The sequence below is a fragment of the Paenibacillus sp. CECT 9249 genome (assembly GCF_918697855.1).
Taxonomy (GTDB): Bacteria; Bacillota; Bacilli; order Paenibacillales; family Paenibacillaceae; genus MSJ-34.
In genome coordinates this window covers 17,968-34,095 of the sequence record NZ_CAKKLI010000052.1, presented here as the reverse complement: position 1 = coordinate 34,095, position 16,128 = coordinate 17,968, and the positions used below count along the sequence as shown (strand labels likewise).

At 46.1% G+C, this 16,128-nt stretch carries 22 protein-coding genes; 11 read left to right on the top strand and 11 right to left on the bottom strand.

Translation table 11 applies throughout. From position 1 onward, the window contains the following. Positions 1 to 309: 309 nt before the first annotated feature. A complete protein-coding gene (locus LQ229_RS23375; RefSeq protein ID WP_230193044.1) occupies positions 310 to 915 on the bottom strand; it encodes a hypothetical protein in 606 nt (201 codons plus the stop codon). After that, positions 866 to 1,024, bottom strand: coding sequence for a hypothetical protein (locus tag LQ229_RS23370; protein WP_230193043.1), 159 nt, complete (start codon positions 1,022 to 1,024; stop codon positions 866 to 868). The genes LQ229_RS23375 and LQ229_RS23370 overlap by 50 nt, the downstream gene beginning before the upstream one ends. A gap of 296 nt (positions 1,025 to 1,320) precedes the next feature. Between LQ229_RS23370 and LQ229_RS23365 the strand changes: the two genes are divergently transcribed. The 6 genes from LQ229_RS23365 (at position 1,321) to LQ229_RS23340 (ending at position 6,058) form a co-directional block, all read left to right on the top strand. After that, complete coding sequence (locus LQ229_RS23365) at positions 1,321 to 2,025, top strand: DNA alkylation repair protein (RefSeq protein WP_230193042.1); 705 nt, start codon at positions 1,321 to 1,323, stop codon at positions 2,023 to 2,025. 139 nt (positions 2,026 to 2,164) lie between these two features. After that, positions 2,165 to 2,746, top strand: coding sequence for a DUF4256 domain-containing protein (locus LQ229_RS23360; RefSeq protein WP_216541288.1), 582 nt, complete (start codon positions 2,165 to 2,167; stop codon positions 2,744 to 2,746). A gap of 115 nt (positions 2,747 to 2,861) precedes the next feature. Next, positions 2,862 to 3,125 (top strand): hypothetical protein, encoded by a 264-nt coding sequence (locus LQ229_RS23355; protein ID WP_230193041.1) that lies wholly within the window; start codon positions 2,862 to 2,864, stop codon positions 3,123 to 3,125. A gap of 430 nt (positions 3,126 to 3,555) precedes the next feature. Then, positions 3,556 to 3,909, top strand: coding sequence for a VOC family protein (locus tag LQ229_RS23350; protein ID WP_216541437.1), 354 nt, complete (start codon positions 3,556 to 3,558; stop codon positions 3,907 to 3,909). Positions 3,910 to 3,952: 43 nt separating this feature from the next. Beyond that, positions 3,953 to 5,347 (top strand): MDR family MFS transporter, encoded by a 1,395-nt coding sequence (locus tag LQ229_RS23345; protein WP_216541436.1) that lies wholly within the window; start codon positions 3,953 to 3,955, stop codon positions 5,345 to 5,347. A 135-nt stretch (positions 5,348 to 5,482) separates the two neighbouring features. Then, positions 5,483 to 6,058 carry a PadR family transcriptional regulator gene (locus tag LQ229_RS23340; protein WP_216541435.1) on the top strand — a complete coding sequence of 192 codons (576 nt, stop codon included), beginning with the start codon at positions 5,483 to 5,485 and terminating at the stop codon, positions 6,056 to 6,058. 107 nt (positions 6,059 to 6,165) lie between these two features. Here the strand turns inward: LQ229_RS23340 and LQ229_RS23335 are convergent, their stop codons facing one another. Next, entirely contained in the window at positions 6,166 to 6,870 is a 705-nt protein-coding gene (locus LQ229_RS23335; RefSeq protein ID WP_230193040.1) for a MerR family DNA-binding transcriptional regulator, read from the bottom strand. Between the two features lie 142 nt (positions 6,871 to 7,012). Here LQ229_RS23335 and LQ229_RS23330 point away from each other — a divergent pair, with 142 nt between their 5' ends. The 3 genes from LQ229_RS23330 to LQ229_RS23320 all read left to right on the top strand — a co-directional run bounded on the left by LQ229_RS23330 (position 7,013) and on the right by LQ229_RS23320 (position 8,475). Then, positions 7,013 to 7,390: a hypothetical protein gene (locus LQ229_RS23330; protein WP_216539582.1), complete on the top strand. Its 378-nt coding sequence runs from the start codon at positions 7,013 to 7,015 to the stop codon at positions 7,388 to 7,390. Positions 7,391 to 7,466: 76 nt separating this feature from the next. Beyond that, entirely contained in the window at positions 7,467 to 7,622 is a 156-nt protein-coding gene (locus tag LQ229_RS23325) for a hypothetical protein (protein ID WP_230193046.1), read from the top strand. Then, positions 7,570 to 8,475 carry a chromosome condensation regulator gene (locus LQ229_RS23320; protein ID WP_230193039.1) on the top strand — a complete coding sequence of 302 codons (906 nt, stop codon included), beginning with the start codon at positions 7,570 to 7,572 and terminating at the stop codon, positions 8,473 to 8,475. Before LQ229_RS23325 ends, LQ229_RS23320 begins: the two co-directional genes overlap by 53 nt. On the opposite strand, the gene LQ229_RS27375 is transcribed toward LQ229_RS23320, so the two are convergent. From LQ229_RS27375 to LQ229_RS23300, 5 genes are all read right to left on the bottom strand, one after another. Continuing rightward, entirely contained in the window at positions 8,372 to 8,686 is a 315-nt protein-coding gene (locus LQ229_RS27375) for a GNAT family N-acetyltransferase (RefSeq protein WP_216539641.1), read from the bottom strand. The two genes, LQ229_RS23320 and LQ229_RS27375, sit on opposite strands and share 104 nt — an antisense overlap. A 490-nt stretch (positions 8,687 to 9,176) precedes the next feature. Then, positions 9,177 to 9,692, bottom strand: coding sequence for a thioredoxin domain-containing protein (locus LQ229_RS23315; RefSeq protein WP_216539583.1), 516 nt, complete (start codon positions 9,690 to 9,692; stop codon positions 9,177 to 9,179). A gap of 2 nt (positions 9,693 to 9,694) precedes the next feature. Continuing rightward, complete coding sequence (locus tag LQ229_RS23310; protein WP_230193038.1) at positions 9,695 to 10,720, bottom strand: aliphatic sulfonate ABC transporter substrate-binding protein; 1,026 nt, start codon at positions 10,718 to 10,720, stop codon at positions 9,695 to 9,697. A 3-nt stretch (positions 10,721 to 10,723) separates the two neighbouring features. After that, positions 10,724 to 11,419, bottom strand: a complete 696-nt coding sequence (locus LQ229_RS23305) for an ABC transporter ATP-binding protein (protein WP_216539585.1) — start codon at positions 11,417 to 11,419, stop codon at positions 10,724 to 10,726. A gap of 20 nt (positions 11,420 to 11,439) precedes the next feature. Continuing rightward, a complete protein-coding gene (locus LQ229_RS23300; protein WP_216539586.1) occupies positions 11,440 to 12,219 on the bottom strand; it encodes an ABC transporter permease subunit in 780 nt (259 codons plus the stop codon). Between the two features lie 199 nt (positions 12,220 to 12,418). Between LQ229_RS23300 and LQ229_RS23295 the strand changes: the two genes are divergently transcribed. Next, the gene (locus LQ229_RS23295; protein WP_230193037.1) at positions 12,419 to 13,711 is read left to right on the top strand and encodes a hypothetical protein; all 1,293 of its coding nucleotides are present in this window, start codon (positions 12,419 to 12,421) and stop codon (positions 13,709 to 13,711) included. Between the two features lie 174 nt (positions 13,712 to 13,885). Here the strand turns inward: LQ229_RS23295 and LQ229_RS23290 are convergent, their stop codons facing one another. Continuing rightward, positions 13,886 to 14,299, bottom strand: coding sequence for a VOC family protein (locus LQ229_RS23290; RefSeq protein WP_230193036.1), 414 nt, complete (start codon positions 14,297 to 14,299; stop codon positions 13,886 to 13,888). Between the two features lie 214 nt (positions 14,300 to 14,513). Here LQ229_RS23290 and LQ229_RS23285 point away from each other — a divergent pair, with 214 nt between their 5' ends. Further along, positions 14,514 to 14,981, top strand: a complete 468-nt coding sequence (locus LQ229_RS23285) for a PaaI family thioesterase (RefSeq protein ID WP_230193035.1) — start codon at positions 14,514 to 14,516, stop codon at positions 14,979 to 14,981. A 36-nt stretch (positions 14,982 to 15,017) separates the two neighbouring features. On the opposite strand, the gene LQ229_RS23280 is transcribed toward LQ229_RS23285, so the two are convergent. Both LQ229_RS23280 and LQ229_RS23275 read right to left on the bottom strand, forming a co-directional pair. Further along, positions 15,018 to 15,524 (bottom strand): tetratricopeptide repeat protein, encoded by a 507-nt coding sequence (locus LQ229_RS23280; RefSeq protein ID WP_230193034.1) that lies wholly within the window; start codon positions 15,522 to 15,524, stop codon positions 15,018 to 15,020. Further along, the gene (locus LQ229_RS23275; RefSeq protein ID WP_356711788.1) at positions 15,439 to 16,101 is read right to left on the bottom strand and encodes a GNAT family protein; all 663 of its coding nucleotides are present in this window, start codon (positions 16,099 to 16,101) and stop codon (positions 15,439 to 15,441) included. The genes LQ229_RS23280 and LQ229_RS23275 overlap by 86 nt, the downstream gene beginning before the upstream one ends. Positions 16,102 to 16,128: the final 27 nt, after the last annotated feature.

Below are 16,128 nucleotides of genomic sequence, written 5' to 3'. Positions count from 1 at the left end.
CTTGCGCGAACAGGCTCACGCTATATGGAGGCATCCTTTTCCTTTTCTGTGATACGGACATTATATTCGTCAATCCCTGGACAGGCAATACCGTCAGCTTTCGGGCATTATGCTTCAGCGTAAACAGTTAAGTGCAGTTGAAGTATATTGTGTGTTATCAAATACACTAATTATGGAAACGGTCTTTATCGTCAGTTTATTGGGGTATTTTCGAATTGGATGAAAGAGGATGCAGAAGAGTTTATTGTTATAGGTAAATTCATGAGGAAACATCGGGTTAGTGAGCATGCGGTATAGGCGAAATTCCTGTTAAATATCAATGATTTGGAGTATGACGGTGAAGCTGTAGCCGTTGGTGTTCACATAGCGTTGAAACTCCGCGGCGCGGTTTTCCGTCAAGGCGATTATGTCCAGTGGCGCACTTGATGAGGCGGTTTTCGCAAAGTCATCAAGCCGTTGAAACGTATTGGCGATGTGATAGTGTGGGTTATCGACAATCAATGCTTTAGGCGTTTCTCCTTTGATTACGCCATCCAGCATTTTAACTGTAGGTTGCGCCTCAAGACCAAGCGTTTCAATGAATCCTGTTTGTTCCATAGCCCACTGTACCCGCGCTAAATCAATTTGCAGTAAACTTCGTCCGCGAAGCGTTACGCCGCGCATATTTAATTCATTAACACCATGTTGCGAGAGCCTGAAGATTTTGTTTTTTCGCTTGTCTATCACGGCCTCAATATATCCCCATTCCGTAAGCGCTCTTGTACGTTGATAAATTGTATTTTTTGGGCGCTTATCGGACATGAGTTTAACAAGTCCGGAAACAGTGATATGGCCATATTTTCCGGTTGTCTGCATGATCGAATGGTCAAGCGTCAGCAATTGCCTTTTGAACGTTTTTTGAGCTTCGTTTGGCATCTTTGGAGCCTCCTTGATTGGTTTGGTATTCTGCCAGCAGTTCAGCCGCTTTAGCCATGAATAAGGCACATTCGCGCTGCTGATTTTCAAGCTTTTCTTTTGATTTCATCGGTTACTCCCCCTAATTATTATACTTGATTTACGGTTGAACAACGAACGATTTCACGGGACATGTAGGAGTAAAAACAGTGTCATATCAAGGTTTTGTAATTGAAATGTTGGGGACGAATTGGGGACGAAATTCAGCATAAACTATCATTTTTGAGCCTAAGCTAACCAATCGGCCAATTTGAAGAATGCCGTAAAATCAAGGGTTTTCGGCTTTTAGCATAAAACACCGTAGCGGGTTATATACCCGCAAACGGCGCATGTGGAGTGCTGTGTGTTGCTGAGGAGTGTTAAACAATGAATTTGGAAATGGTGATGCAAGAGCTTGAAGCTCTCGGCAAGGAACGACTCAAGAAGATGTATCTATCCAACGGCGCGCATGAACCGCTTTTTGGCGTGGCGACAGGCGAGATGAAGCCCATTTTCAAGAAAACAAAAATCAATCAGCCTCTGGCCGAGCAGCTATACGCGACAGGGAACTACGACGCGATGTACTTTGCCGGCATCATTGCGGACCCCAATGCGATGACGGAAGCGGATTACGACCGTTGGATGGATGCGGCTTATTTTTACATGCTGTCCGATTATGTGGTTGCCGTAACCCTAGCGGAAGCAGATATCGCACAAAAGGTTGCCGATAAATGGATCGCAAGCGGCGAAGAGTTGAGAATGTCGGCAGGCTGGAGCTGTTACTGCTGGCTGTTGGGGAACCGTCCGGACGGCGAACTCTCCGAAGACAAAATTGCCGGTATGCTTGATCTGGTGGAACGCACGATTCATGACGCTCCCGAACGAGCGAAATACGCGATGAACAATTTTATGTACACGGTGGCTATATCTTATTTGCCGCTCCATAATAAGGCCGTCGAGACCGCTAAGGCAGTAGGCCCGGTAAAAGTCAGGGACAAGACCAAAAGCAAGCTCATACACGCTTTCGCAAATATTCAAAAGGCTGTAGATAAAGGGCAGCTTGGTTTCAAACGCAAACATGTAAGGTGTTAACTCTAATGTGCCGCACTCGGCATGCGGTGCATGTGGTTGCAGATAGGCAAACGATTGATAAAGGCGAATAGATAATGTCAAGGGGCGTATTTAAGCCTGTCTATCCTACCCTGAATCGCAATTGAAAGGAGAAACGAACATGACAAAGAGAAATGAAATCAGCAATAAAATGGAGTTATCGCCGGAACAACGTGAAGGACTTCTCCAAACATTGAAAGCCCGTTTTGAGGAAAATACGAACCGCCATAAAGGGCTCGAATGGGCTAACGTACAAGCAAAGCTCGAAACAAATGCTGAAAAACTGTGGTCGCTCCATGAAATGGAAAGAACCGGCGGCGAGCCGGATGTTGTTGGATATGACGATAAAACGGGCGAATACCTTTTTTATGATTGTTCGGCGGAAAGTCCAAAAGGCCGCAGAAGCGTTTGTTACGACCGTGAAGCGCTGGAGTCAAGGAAAGAACATAAACCGGCAAATAGCGCGATTGGTATGGCTGCTGCCATGGGCATTGAGCTTTTAACGGAAGAACAATATCGGGAACTGCAGAAACTTGGGAATTTCGATAAGAAAACATCAAGCTGGTTGAAAACACCTTCTGAGATTAGAAAACTCGGCGGCGCCATATTTGCCGATTTCCGCTACGGAAATGTCTTCGTCTATCATAATGGTGCGGAATCTTACTACGCCGCCAGAGGGTTCCGTGGCTCGCTAAAGGTCTAACACATGTGCGCAATTGGGTCATTGGTGGAAATAGTAAAGTACGTACATTCTATGAAATAGAATGTATAGGAATGTTCATTCCGAAAAGACATTTCATTTTTTGGGCGGTGATATTATGGAATTTTATTTTAAAAATGTCGGAACAAAAGTGCATCTTTATCGCGAAGCCGGCCTCTTTGATGATGATTTAGGCGAACTAAAAGAAACTTTTACCGGAAAATTAAAAACCAACAAAATTTTTGGAGAAAATTTTGAACTTGAAGATATTTCCGGAGCGTTTTCCAAAGGACAGCGGTATTCAATTAGGAGCACGAAGGGCTTAAGCGGTGTTTTAGAGAAAAAAACGTTCAGCGACCGATATACTTTGAAACAGACATAAATATTTTCGGTGTGTGCTTTACGTACGGGCGGCGCAATCACAAGAGACTATAGCAGATGCCGCAACGCCTCCCGCTAACGGGGCACGTGGAGTGCTGCGTGTCGCTTGTGAGATAATAGCGATTCATTCGATATTAACAGATGCGTCAAAATGATTATTAAGGCTCAAGCATTGTATGCTTGAGCCTTTTAATGTAGTGAACTATTCCGCAATAGCGTGGAATCAGCGATTCTAAGCCCCCCTTCTTCATATTCTCTTCCGTTCGTAATTACGCTAATTCGCAAATCTTTAGTGCGTCAATACATCATTTCAAGCGTCTTTCTCATTTTATATGGATGAAAAAGGGAATTAATATATCAAAATAACATGTTTACATATTATAATTTTTTGATATAATAAAAACGATCAAACGAATAAGGAGGAAAATGTTATGTTCAAAAGTGGCAATGTAACTGTGATGGTAGCGGATTTAAACAAGGCGGTACAATTTTACGTCGAAACCCTTGGATTAAAGCTGCAACACGAACCGGATGGGCATTTTGCGCAAATCGAAGCGCCGGGATTGACGATCGGACTCCTGCATCTTGCCGGAGAACATGGTTCCGAGCCGGTCATATCGGGCAGCATGTCGATTGGGTTTGAGGTAGAAGATTTAGAGTCAGCCATCGAGACACTGAAATCCCGCGGCGTCGAATTCCATGATGCCGTAGAAGGCAAAGCGGCCCAAGTCGTACACTTCAGCGATCCTGACGGCAATACCCTCTACTTGGTCAGTAGCCGTTAAGCCAAGTAGAGAAAAAGAGACAATGTAAGGAGGCGTCTTCCGTATGGCCCCGAAAACAAACGTTAACTTGGTCGTCGCCGGTCTTCTGGCGGCGATGTTTATTGGCGCTTTGGACGCGACCGTCGTCGCCACCGCCACGCCGCATATTATCATGGATTTGCGTGGCGAGACCTTGTTCAGTTGGGTGTTCGCGATTTATACGTTAACCACCTGCGTGGCGACGCCCATTTTTGGCAAGTTGGCCGATTTGTTCGGGCGCAAAGCCGTGTTCGCGGCCGGCATCGGCTTATTCGTGCTCGGTTCCATCTTGTGCGGCGCCGCGCAATCGATGGCAGAGCTTATCTGGTTCCGGGCCTTGCAAGGATTCGGTGCCGGGGCGCTCGCGCCCGTGTGCTTTACGGTCATCGGCGATTTGTTCTCGGGTAAGCAACGCGGCAAAATGATGGGCGTCTTCTCGTCCGTTTGGTCCGTGGCAGGCCTGCTCGGCCCGCTTGTCGGCGGCTATTTCGTCGATCAGGTGTCATGGCGCTGGATTTTCTACATCAACGTGCCGATCGGCGCCGCCGCGCTGATTCTGGTCGTCGTATTTTTGCACCAACCGGTCGAACGCCGGGCCAAAAAAATCGATTACCTCGGCGCGCTCACCTTTACGGTTTCCTTTTCCGCGCTCCTGTATGCGCTGCAGAGCGGCGGGGCCGACCATCCATGGGGTTCCCCATTGATTGTGGGGTTGTTCGCAGCATCGGCCGTATTTTTTCTGTTGTTCCTCTGGATCGAAACAAGGGCGGAGGAACCGATGATACCGTTGTCGATTTTCCGCATCCGCGTGTTGAACGTGACGAATATCAGCGGTTTTCTTACGTTTAGCATTTCGACCGGTTTGACGGTTTACGCGCCAATCTGGATTCAATCCGTGCTCGGCTATTCCGCGACAAGCTCGGGCCTGATCGTCATGCCGATGTCGTTGGCCTGGCCGCTCGCTTCCAACCTCGCCGGCAGGCTCATGTACCGACTCGGGGTGAAGGCATCGATTGTATTTGGCTCCTCCCTCGTATTGGCCGCCTCCATCTGGCTTATTGCGCTTCAGATGAATTCGCCCTACGTATTCTGGATTGGTATCCTCGTCCTATTCGGGCTGGGAATGGGCTTCGTCGCGACGCCTTCCACCGTTGTCGTGCAATCGGTCGTCGGCTGGGAACAACGCGGCGTCGCCAACGCTTCCAGCATGCTGTTTCGCGCGATGGGCCAAACGGTCGGCATCACGGTGTTCGGCACCATTTACAACCAGCATGTGACCACGCTTGGCTCCAAATCGGAGTTGGCTGCCGGCATGCATGCCGTCTTTCTGCTCATATGCGGCATCGCGATTGCGAACCTGCTCGCCATGCTGCTCCTGCCGAAACACCGTGAGGTGGTAGCGCAACAGCATTCGGCGTGACAGGCCGGAATCGCCCACAAACGAATACGGTCTGGAAAAGTCGCGACAAACGCGGCTTTTCTGTTTTTTCAGGCAACCGTATGGTATACTGTTGTTTACTTATAAAGCAGTAAACTTATAAGGGAGGCCTTTCTCTTGAATGAATTGTTCATACTCGGCGAATTGATGAATAACCCGATGCACGGTTATTTGCTGCATCAGATTTTGAACGGAATTGTTGGACCTACGCGAAAAGTCAGCTGGGGTGCGCTATATCCGCTTATCCACGGCATGCTTGCAGACGGATTAATCGAGCAGGTCCCCGATGAACAACCGGAGGGCGCCAGACAAGGAAGAGGAAAAAAGATAAAGATTTATAAACTGACAGAGGAAGGCAGAATCCGTTTTTTTCGGTTGATGGAAGAACCGATTCCATACTCGCCGGATTACGAGCTGCATTTTTATACGAAACTGAAAAATTTTAGTCTGATCAGTAAGGAATTGCAGTTTTTAATTTTACACCAATACAAGGATTACCTGCGGTATGAAATCCGCCACGAGGAAGAGCGGTTGGAGTATGCGAGCAAGGATGAGCGGATTCCCAAGGGGGAACAGCAATATATTCTGATCTTTTTCCGGCATCGGTTGGAAAAGCTCCGATTTGACGAGGAGTGGATATTACAGCTAATTAATAGCCATCGAGTGGATGGAAATGATCCTGAGCGGGAGTAAAACCTGATGATAAGATGTATTAGCGAAACTATGAAGAGGGGCTTCCGCCCCTCTATTTCTTTTGGTGTAATTAGACCGTGAACAACCATCAAAATCCAATGACCACTCTACTTGGCAAAATAGTTTATATATCTCATCATTTCTGATATGCCATTCATTTGCTTTTCCAATTGCTCATTTAGCTGCTGCAGAGCCACCTTGAAGGAGCGTTCAATAGCAGTTAAATCATGCGTCTCTAAGGCTTCAAGCAACTGTTTCATGCTTTCAATGAAAAAGACGGTTTTCCGTAAACTGCTTAGCACAATAATCTTTTTTAATTCCCGCGACGTAAAGGCCCTATATCCGTTTTCCGGGTTCCGCTTAGAGCGAATGAGCCCCTCCTTTTCCCAATGTCGAATAGCGGATGGGTTAACACCGGCGATAGCGGCAACCTCCCCGATTTTCATCTCTTCCGTTACCTGCATATTCCTGTACTTGGAGAAGTCGGTTTGTTGAATCAGGCTCATGACCTCTTCGACGCGTTGTTTCTCTGCTTGGATGTTGTACTGTTGTAAATTGATTTTCCAAAGTGCCTGTTCGAGGCAGCCTTTTTTTAACAAACTCATGACATCGTAGCTGACAGGAATATCGAATCCTTTTCTTAAGGCACGTAAAGCAATGAAAGCTTGAACATGGACCGGTGTATAATATCTTCTATTACTGGCTGTCCGAGGTACGTCGGGCACCAAATCGAGATCTTCATATCTTCGCAAAGTGGTGGTGCTAACATGAAGTCTCTTGGCCATTTGTTTCGGCGTAAAGGTTTTGTCCATTGGCGACACCTTCCTTAAAGTCAAACCTTAAAGTACGACAACAACATTATAAGAAATACCGGCCCTCCCCACAAGGATGATTGGTATATCAAACGAAATCTTGCATGAATGTTGTATGATCGAAGTTGGAGGTGATTTGTTCATGGAAAATTTGACAGCAGAAGAAAAGCGGCAGTCGGTTGAAGCGTTTAAGTCGATAATTCGTAAATCGGAAAAGGCGCTTTCCCATATGAAAACAGATGCGCCACAGACGAGGTTGCTTGAGAAGCGAATGAAGTCTGCTCGGATTGGCGTAGATACGCTTCTTGCACGTTGGGAAGGCCAGGAGTTGGATGTCAGCAAAACAGATTTAATTGAAGCAAAAAAGGAACTTGAGGGCTTGCTGTTGACACTTCCTTCATTTCTTAAGAAATCAAAAGCGGGCAGTGGGCAGCGGACCTACATTACGAGAAGGATAAAGGCTTTTAAAGTTGCCGTTTTCTATATGGACGATTTGATTAAAGAGTTGGAACAAGCGTAATCAACATGCACTGTTGCACATTTTTGAGCGACAAAATGGCGCGATTTCCCCGTTATCCTGAAAAGATGGGAAGCCGATGCGGACCTTAGCTAAGGCGCTCGACCGCGATTCTACGCGGCATCCGCTCGGAGTGGAGCCGGTTTATAATAAAATAGGTCTTGTTTTCAAGGAGGTAGAACATGGGTTATATTTCGCCGAAAGAAGCGGCGTTAAAGGGGAAACGGTGGCCTAAAGATACCATAGCGGCGGGGCGTCGTCATACCGTTGGGCTTAACTCTGATGGCACGGTGACGGCTGTGGGCGATAATAAATATGGCCAATGCGATGTAGGCGGCTGGCGCGATATTGTAGCGGTCGCCGCTGGTAGTGTTCATATGGCGACGAACACGGGTAATGCTCATACCATTGGTCTTACATCGGACGGCACGGTGGCGGCTGTGGGTTGGAATAAGCATGGCCAATGCGATGTAAGCGGCTGGCGCGATATTGTGGCGATAGCGGCGGGTTGGCGTCGTACCGTCGGTCTTGCATCGGATGGCACGGTGGCGGCTGTGGGTCGAAATAATGAAGGCCAATGCAATGTAGGCGGCTGGCGTGATATGGTGGCCGTAGCGGCGGGTGACTGGCATACCGTCGGGCTGAAATCGGACGGCACGGTGACGACTGCGGGTAATAATCGGTATGGCCAATGCAATGTAAACGGCTGGCGCGACATCGTGGCGGTAGCGGCGGGTTACCTGCATACCGTCGGGCTGAAATCGGACGGCACGGTGGCGGCTGTGGGTTGGAACGAGCATGGCCAATGCAATGTAAGCGGCTGGCGCGGTATTGTGGCGATAGCGGCGGGTAGTTATCATACCATCGGCCTTACATCGAACGGTACGGTGGCGGCTGTGGGTTGGAATGAGCATGGCCAATGCAATGTAAGCGGCTGGCGCGATATTGTGGCAGTTGCGGCGGGTTGCGCTCATACTCTCGGCCTTACATCGGACGGCACGGTCGTTGCTGTGGGTGATAATGAATACGGCCAATGCGATGTAAGCGGTTGGTGTGGCATCCAACTGCCCGTTTTTCAAAGAGTTTGACGCTTTCGAAGCCACTCAGAGGACCTAGGTCGTTAAAACCGAACTCAATCAAAGCTTGGCAAGCTTCTGTGGAAAAACCCATATTCCAATATTCGTGACGAACGAAGAATCCGAGTTCACCGTTGTTATGTTCTTTTGAGATGCTGACCAATCCGCAATTCCCAATATAATCGTTTGGTGAATCCTTCTTGAATAATCCAAACTCATATATACGTCTATATCACCCTAAAAAACGTTGCAACGCTAATGTCGCGACGCGGACAAAGGATCCCTTATTTGGGGAAAATACATGCATCGTGAGTCAATTTCATCATACCGCTGCGCGGCTGACGACCCGGGGAGCGGGCTAATGAAACGTAAACACGCTAATAGCCTGAAAATCACCTTGTTGCTCGTGTAACGAAACTGAAACACGCTAATGAGGGGAAGAAGGCGATAAAACCGCCGATTTCCAAGGAATACCGATACGTACTTTCGTTAGATTGGGAATGTCCTCATTTTGAGCCCAATAAGGATGGTCAGTTTCGTTAGCGCCAAACAAGGAGCACCGTGCGGATCGCCTTCGCAATGTAGGGGCAACCCTTTCTATATGTGCAATAAAGCCAGTTACTTCAACGGTGGCGGATTATGAAGTTGACTCTTTTTCATAGAACAAGTCATGTTCCGGTTTCTCAACAGTCCGTTCGAATGCCGATCATCTCTTAGGCCAGAGCCTGCTCGACTTCCTTTTTTAACCCGCCGGCGTCAATTTCAACAGGGTATTGAAACTCTTTGCCGTTAATGAATACCGTCGGGACCATCTTCACCTGACGTTTTATGGCTTCTGCGATAATTTTCAAACTTAAGTCTATATTTTCAGGTTGCTCCTGTAAACCGTACTCTTTGGCTAACAGCTTTTTAATCGAATGGCTGTCGGATTCGCTCCACTCGCTTTGTTTGGCGAACAAATCCTTCATCAGCTCGTAGACTCGCTGCGGATCCTTATAGTCTAAAAATGCGTTCGCCAGTGTGCCATATAAAAGCATTTCGCGCGGTTTGTCATAATGTTTCACCACATATTGAACTTGGCCGTTCTCAATATAAGGGGGCAATGTTTCGTCAGCCGCTTGAAAGAATGTTGCGCAATACGGGCACGCCAGGTTCAAAAACACTTCTATTTTTACAGGCGCATTTTCGTTGCCATAGCTTAAGAATGCATTTTCGATTACTTGTGTCATGTTTAATCCTCCTGCTTGATGTTGCTTGGAATGATAGACTTGTCGATCTGAACGGCGTCTTTGACGTTAATTTTTGTTTCCAGCAGTCCCGCCTCAACGAATTTGTCGGCCAGTTTTTGCTGGCTTGTAATTATAGCGTCGCCAATCTGTTCAACGCCGAATGTACGGCGGTCATTGGCTTTTTGCAGAGGCGCAACGTCTAACCCCAATTCAGCGGATAGGATTTTCGAAATTTCTTGTTTATTTTCATTGGCCCACGTATCGGCATTTTGCAATTCTTGAAGAATGGTCGTCACGACTTCCGGTTTGTTGTCCAAAAGTTCTTTGCTCGCAAAATAGAACGTCCGATTTTCCGAATTGCCGGAGCCATTAACAATGGTGCGCGTTTCTACCGTGTTCTCTACAATTGCCAAGTACGGATCCCATGTACCGTATACGTCGAATTCGCCTTTCGTAAAGGCAGCCAAGCCTTCCGCGGCATCTTTATAAAACTTGACGTTGACATCGTTTAAATCAATGCCGGCCTTCTCCAAGGCGACCAAAAGCAAATAATGCTGGTTGCCGCCTTTGGTTACCCCGATCGTTTTCCCTTTGAAATCATTGACGCTTTGAATCCCGGAATCCGCTTTGACAACTAATGCGACGCCTTCCGGATACGGGGCTTCAGATGCCACATAGTTCAAAGGATGTCCCCCGGCTTGCATAAACACGGCGTTACCGTCGGATGCATGGCCGAAGTCAATGTTATTCGTATTTAAAGCTTCCAATAACACCGTACCGGTAGGAAACACTTTCCATTCCACCTTATAGCCTTTTTCGCTTAACGCTTTATCCAGATTCCCGTGTTCTTTTAAAATGTTTAGCGTATTTCCTTTTTGATAGCCAATAGTGACAACGCCTTTTTGATCATTTTCCGGCGGAACGGCAGATCCGTCAGCGCCGGCGGGCGTGTTGGCGGAATCGTTTCCGCAAGCCGCTAAAACCAGAGTAAAAAGAGCAACTAGAGTAATTAAAAATGTTTTTTTCATGTTCTACACTCCTAGAATTTGATTTAATATTTTTTTCTCATGGAAGGTAAACGTATCGTCACGTTCCCGAGGTCTTGGCAAGTCAATGCGTTCATCCAACTGAATGACGCCCCGGTCGATCACGATCACGCGATCCGCTAAACGTACGGCTTCCGTTACATCATGGGTAACGAGCAGGGAAGTGAATTTCTGCTGCTGCCACAACTCTTCAATCAGGTTCTGCATTTCGATTCGGGTTAGCGCGTCAAGCGCGCCAAGCGGCTCGTCAAAAAGCAAAATATCCGGATTGCTTGCCAATGCCCGGGCCAGGGCAATGCGTTGTTTTTGTCCGCCTGACAGTTGGTCGGGCCAATCATATTGTTTGTCGATCAATCCCACTTTCTCCAATGACTCTTTTGCAACATTCCGATTGACTGCGCCAAGCTCAATGTTCTTCATAATATTTTTCCAGGGCAGCAGCCTATCGTCTTGGAACATGATCCGGATTTTCGGATCGTTCGTTTCTTTACCGGAAAAATGCAATTCCCCCGTTGTGATCTGCTCCAATTTTGCAATGATTCGCAATAGAGTGCTCTTTCCACAGCCGCTTCTTCCAACGATGGCCGTAAAGCTTCCTTGCTCGATCGATAAATCGATATGATGTAATACTTCATTCTCGCCGTAACTTTTGCCGACATGTTTCAGTTCAATGTTGACCATGACATCCCCCAACAGGCTAGTTATTTCTTACGGTAAACAGGATTCCATTGTAAAAAGCGGTGTTCGAACAGTTTCGCAATGACATCGGATAGCTTTCCTAGTATCGCGTATAGAACAATGGTTAGCACGACAATGTCCATTTGCATGAATTCGCGGGCGCTTGTTGCCATAAAGCCAATCCCTGAATCGGCGCCAATCGTCTCCGCTACAATTAATGACATCCACATGACACCGAGCGCATAACGAATGCCAACCAGAATGGAAGGCAAGGCGCCGGGCAAAATAATGTTCGCAAACAATTTCCACTTGGATAACCCATAAACGGTTCCCATCTCAATCAGTTTGCGGTCCACATTTTGAATGCCGCTGAAAGTGTTGATATAGACAGGGAACATGACACCTAGCGCAACGAGAAATATTTTGGCGGATTCGCCGATTCCAAACCATAGAATGACGAGCGGAATCAGCGCCAAATGAGGGATGGTACGAATCATCTGCATGGTTGTATCCGTTGTTCTTTCAAAAAACGTAATCGTTCCATTCAATAGGCCTAGTATAAAACCGATGATCCCCCCTATGAAAAATCCGATTAAAGCGCGTTGCGTACTAATAAAAACATGTTCTTGCAATTTACCGGAACCCGTTAATTGAATCGCAGCCTCTACCACGTCCAACGGCGTTGGCAGGATGGAAGAACTGATAATCTTGGATTGTCCTAGTATTTGCCAAAGTACAATCGTTATGATAGGGAAAAGCCACGGTACTAATTGGTTCGTATACCATTTCTTCGTTTTGTTCATCTTCTGATCTCCCGACAGTTGTGAAAATAGTAAATACGATAGCAAGTTGAGTTTGATTATATGGAATTCCGATAGGAATTGTCAACTATAAAAAATGACGATATTGGAGGAATTAGTAAAGAGGGGCGTTAGTGGTAGCTGTAATATGATAAATGGCTTACAATATAAGTAAACTAGCGAGCACCTAAGGGGTGATGAATTGAAACTTTTTCATTTTTCAGAGCCGATCGAGTTCGAAGATTTAATCCCTGGCACGCATAATAGATGGGGAAATGATGCCCTTCTTTTCCGGGTAAACAAAGGGACAGGGAAGTTGACCGCGAAGTATGGGAACGATAAAAATGGCGATACATACGGATTTTTGCTGCTGGACCATAAGCCATTGATAAACAGCTACGGGGAAGAGTTGTACTGTCCTACTTGCGCAAAAATTTTAAGTATTGGGTTAGGCAGAGAGAATGTTGATAAAAGCCTGATTGATACCATTAAATATTCACAGGAATTAGCCAATGACATCGCCGATGCTTTTGAAAATGTGAAACCTATGCTGCCAATCTTAGAAAACGGATACTATTTGCTTACCCGCATCGAGATGATTCCAACGGATGGCGACGGCCATTTTTTTTGGAATCTATCCGCTTCTAAAAAACGCTATAGAGCATCGGCGGACGTATATTATAAGTTTCATGTCAGTTCCGGCACTCCCAAATTCCTCCTTCCGTCTCAGAATATTCATTGTTTGAACGAGGAAAGAGTTAACCATTACTTAGATGAGATCAACGACGGGAAGACCATGACAGGACTAGCCTTTTATTATGAAGGGTTCATGAGCACATTATTAGACGGACACCATCGAGCAACTGCAGCTTATATCGAAAATAAAAGTATCGATTGTTTAACCATAATTAAAGTGACAGGATTTAGTTACGATCAAGACAAAAAGCCGGATAAGATGTATGCCGGCGGAGAAAGGTACGATTTGAACTTATTTAGAAAACCTGAGAGGATTTATAAATATCTAAAAAAGACATCCGATTCCAGGAAATCGAAACTTGAGATTCAAGAAGTTGAGAAAATTGTTCATGATTGTCGGAACGTATGGCTGCATGAGAATGAACCCGTAGGAATCGATTTTGGAAAAGGAAAATATCCCGACTATTTATCCATTGCGTTCTCCGATCTGGCAGGAGATGTTTCGGATGAACGAATTAGAGAAGTGATGGCTAGGCGGGACGACAAGGCAGAGTTCGAGTTGGAGATGATTTTTAAGAAACTGCAATACCAAGAACCCGACAAAGCGTTCGAACTGGCAAAGAAAATCATCCATGACGCGAATTGGAAGGTGTTGTTCGAGGAAGCGTTTCGTTATTTAGCGACAATAGACAGTACGGAAGTGGAAGATATATTTATTGCATATTTAATCGATTCCGATTATGATTCAAAGGATATTTGCAGAAAAATAGCAGATGAATATTTGAATAACAGGTCATAATCTATTCCCTTTGAAAAATAGTAGGATCAATAAGATCTATGACCGAATTCATTTCATAGAAATATCCTATTTGCATTTTCTCTTTGAGAGCCAATCCGGAATAATTGCGGTTGATCTCATCGATCCAATCTTTCTCCAACTCGTCGACGAACCGAGAGAGCAAATTGTCTAACTTTATTTGTAGTAACCGCTGCCTTCTTCTCCAAGAAAGGTCGCGATATACCAATGGTTGCCAAAGGGATCTTCCACCCCTCCGCTTCGCTCGCCATACGGCATGTCCGACGGCTCATACAGCGAAGTCGCCCCGGCGTCCAATGCCCGTCGGTAGCACAGGTCCGTATCTGGAACAAACACGTGAAGCGAATTCTGTCTGGGCGGAAAGTTTTCGTTTCCGGCCGACAATTCGATAATCGTGTCGCCGATGCGGACTTCGGCATGAGTGATTCTACCTTCGTCGTTAGATGCCCGATTCAGTTCAACCCCATCAAAAACTTCTTTCACAAATTCAATCATCTTATTCGCGTCTTCCACCGTAAAATACGGCGTAACAGTGTGAAAACCATGAGGTGTAAACTTATTCTTGTTCATGTTTTATACCCTCCTTGTTTTTTCTCATTTTATTATAAAACCATTTGAGAAATCTATGCAGTGTAACTCCCATTCCGGTCCCATTTATTAATAGAATAGCAAAATTACCAGTATTCGCCAAGGACTAAGATACAATTCAACTCGACTTTCTATTATTTACCATATATTATATAATGAAATAGATAAATCATTAACGCTGGAAGGAGATAATCTCTTGAACGGATTGTTGTCCCAATATAAACGCATTATCGCCGGCGAAACCGCGCCTTCTCCCGTGGAGCTTTTATTGGGTATAAGGCCTTTGGACATCGAGGAGGGGCGTTCGGTCTTCGAATTGGAAGCAAGGAACGATCATTCCAATCCACAAGGAACGGTTACTGGCGGCGTCACGACAACCCTTGCCGACATGGCTATGGGAATGGCGTTCGGAACGACGCTTCAGCCTCATGAAACATTCACGACCATTGAATTGAAAATCAATTTCTTGAAACCGGTTTGGCAGGGAAAAATCAAGGCTGAAGCAGTAGTGAAAAAACGCGGCAAAACGATCGGGTTGGTGGAATGCAGCCTGTTCGATGAGATAGGAAGTCTTGTTGCTTTTTCCACAAGTACGTGCATGGTACTTGAAGGTCAAAAGGCCAATGGCAGGTCGCAGCATATTGCAAATGAGGGAAATCGATAAGATGCAAAAGTCGGAGTTGCATGCAAATTATCGATTTCACGTCGTCTCATCAAGATGTGTCGCGTAATACATAAGACCTCGTTTGAAGTAATGAAGTTTCTCGTCGGTCGTTGTCTCCATCAAATTGACCAGGACGATTTCCATCGCTTCCTTGTAGCTCTGGGTATTATACAGGGCCATCGCGAGTAATACCTGAAGAGCCCGGTTGTCGGGAAACTCCGTCACACCCCGGCGCAATGTTTCTTCCGCTTGCCGGTAGTATCCCAAATAACGATACGTGCTTCCTAGACCAAGCAAGCATCGTTCAAGATCCGGTCCGGAGAGCCCTAATTCAAGGGCTCGTTCGTAGTAAGGAATAGCCTCTGCTCCCAATCCCGAATTGTCATGAGCCACTCCCAACTGGAAACTAATCTCCGCGTCATCCGGGTAAGCGGCGGCCAAATCGGTCAGCAGCGCTCTAGCTTCCTTCAGAATGTCTTGGTCTTGCTTCGCTCTTCCTTCCTCGCGCAGTTGAATCGCTTCTGCTAAACGATCTCGCCTCATTGTTCTTCAAATCCTTCCATTCGACTTTCAAAATACTATAGATCTCCAAATCGACGATACCTTTGCCTGACCAAAGCGTAGCTTGTCTTAACGTTCCTTCATACACGAAGCCATTCTTTAACAATACTTTCTTGGAAATTTCATTCGGAGGCATGACTTCAGCCTGAATTCTGTTGACGTTGACATCCGTAAACAGAAAATCGAGCAATCGATGTACCGCTTCGGTCGCGATCCCTTTCCCCCACTGCGACTCCGACAAAAAGTAGCCGATCGTCGCCATGTTTACCTTTTGATTCAAGTCGAAAGCTTCAATGATACCAAGCAGGCGATCGGGTTCCGAATGGCCGAAGATTCCCCACTTGACTCTCGACTTTTTATGATAGTCTCTCTCAAAATGGCCGATCATTTTTTTTACCGTCTCTTTATTATGTTTAGGGATAATACCGCAGTATTCAAATACTTTATCATTGTTATAGATTTCAAAAACGTCGTCAAAATGGTACTCTTCAATTTTCTTAAGCGTTAAACCGTCCGACTTCAAGATAGGGAATTGTCCAAAAATGGCCTCCAAGTTCATTCCTTCACCGCTCCAGTTCCTATTTTT

Bases quoted from the DNA above. Each gene is read 5' to 3' on its own strand.
- LQ229_RS23375 (WP_230193044.1), bottom strand. From the start codon at position 915: ATGCCAAACGAAGCTCAAAAAACGTTCAAAAGGCAATTGCTGACGCTT.
- LQ229_RS23370 (WP_230193043.1), bottom strand. From the start codon at position 1,024: ATGAAATCAAAAGAAAAGCTTGAAAATCAGCAGCGCGAATGTGCCTTA.
- LQ229_RS23365 (WP_230193042.1), top strand. From the start codon at position 1,321: ATGAATTTGGAAATGGTGATGCAAGAGCTTGAAGCTCTCGGCAAGGAA.
- LQ229_RS23360 (WP_216541288.1), top strand. From the start codon at position 2,165: ATGACAAAGAGAAATGAAATCAGCAATAAAATGGAGTTATCGCCGGAA.
- LQ229_RS23355 (WP_230193041.1), top strand. From the start codon at position 2,862: ATGGAATTTTATTTTAAAAATGTCGGAACAAAAGTGCATCTTTATCGC.
- LQ229_RS23350 (WP_216541437.1), top strand. From the start codon at position 3,556: ATGTTCAAAAGTGGCAATGTAACTGTGATGGTAGCGGATTTAAACAAG.
- LQ229_RS23345 (WP_216541436.1), top strand. From the start codon at position 3,953: ATGGCCCCGAAAACAAACGTTAACTTGGTCGTCGCCGGTCTTCTGGCG.
- LQ229_RS23335 (WP_230193040.1), bottom strand. From the start codon at position 6,870: ATGGACAAAACCTTTACGCCGAAACAAATGGCCAAGAGACTTCATGTT.
- LQ229_RS23330 (WP_216539582.1), top strand. From the start codon at position 7,013: ATGGAAAATTTGACAGCAGAAGAAAAGCGGCAGTCGGTTGAAGCGTTT.
- LQ229_RS23325 (WP_230193046.1), top strand. From the start codon at position 7,467: ATGCGGACCTTAGCTAAGGCGCTCGACCGCGATTCTACGCGGCATCCG.
- LQ229_RS23320 (WP_230193039.1), top strand. From the start codon at position 7,570: ATGGGTTATATTTCGCCGAAAGAAGCGGCGTTAAAGGGGAAACGGTGG.
- LQ229_RS23315 (WP_216539583.1), bottom strand. From the start codon at position 9,692: ATGACACAAGTAATCGAAAATGCATTCTTAAGCTATGGCAACGAAAAT.
- LQ229_RS23310 (WP_230193038.1), bottom strand. From the start codon at position 10,720: ATGAAAAAAACATTTTTAATTACTCTAGTTGCTCTTTTTACTCTGGTT.
- LQ229_RS23305 (WP_216539585.1), bottom strand. From the start codon at position 11,419: ATGGTCAACATTGAACTGAAACATGTCGGCAAAAGTTACGGCGAGAAT.
- LQ229_RS23300 (WP_216539586.1), bottom strand. From the start codon at position 12,219: ATGAACAAAACGAAGAAATGGTATACGAACCAATTAGTACCGTGGCTT.
- LQ229_RS23290 (WP_230193036.1), bottom strand. From the start codon at position 14,299: ATGAACAAGAATAAGTTTACACCTCATGGTTTTCACACTGTTACGCCG.
- LQ229_RS23280 (WP_230193034.1), bottom strand. From the start codon at position 15,524: ATGAGGCGAGATCGTTTAGCAGAAGCGATTCAACTGCGCGAGGAAGGA.
- LQ229_RS23275 (WP_356711788.1), bottom strand. From the start codon at position 16,101: ATGAACTTGGAGGCCATTTTTGGACAATTCCCTATCTTGAAGTCGGAC.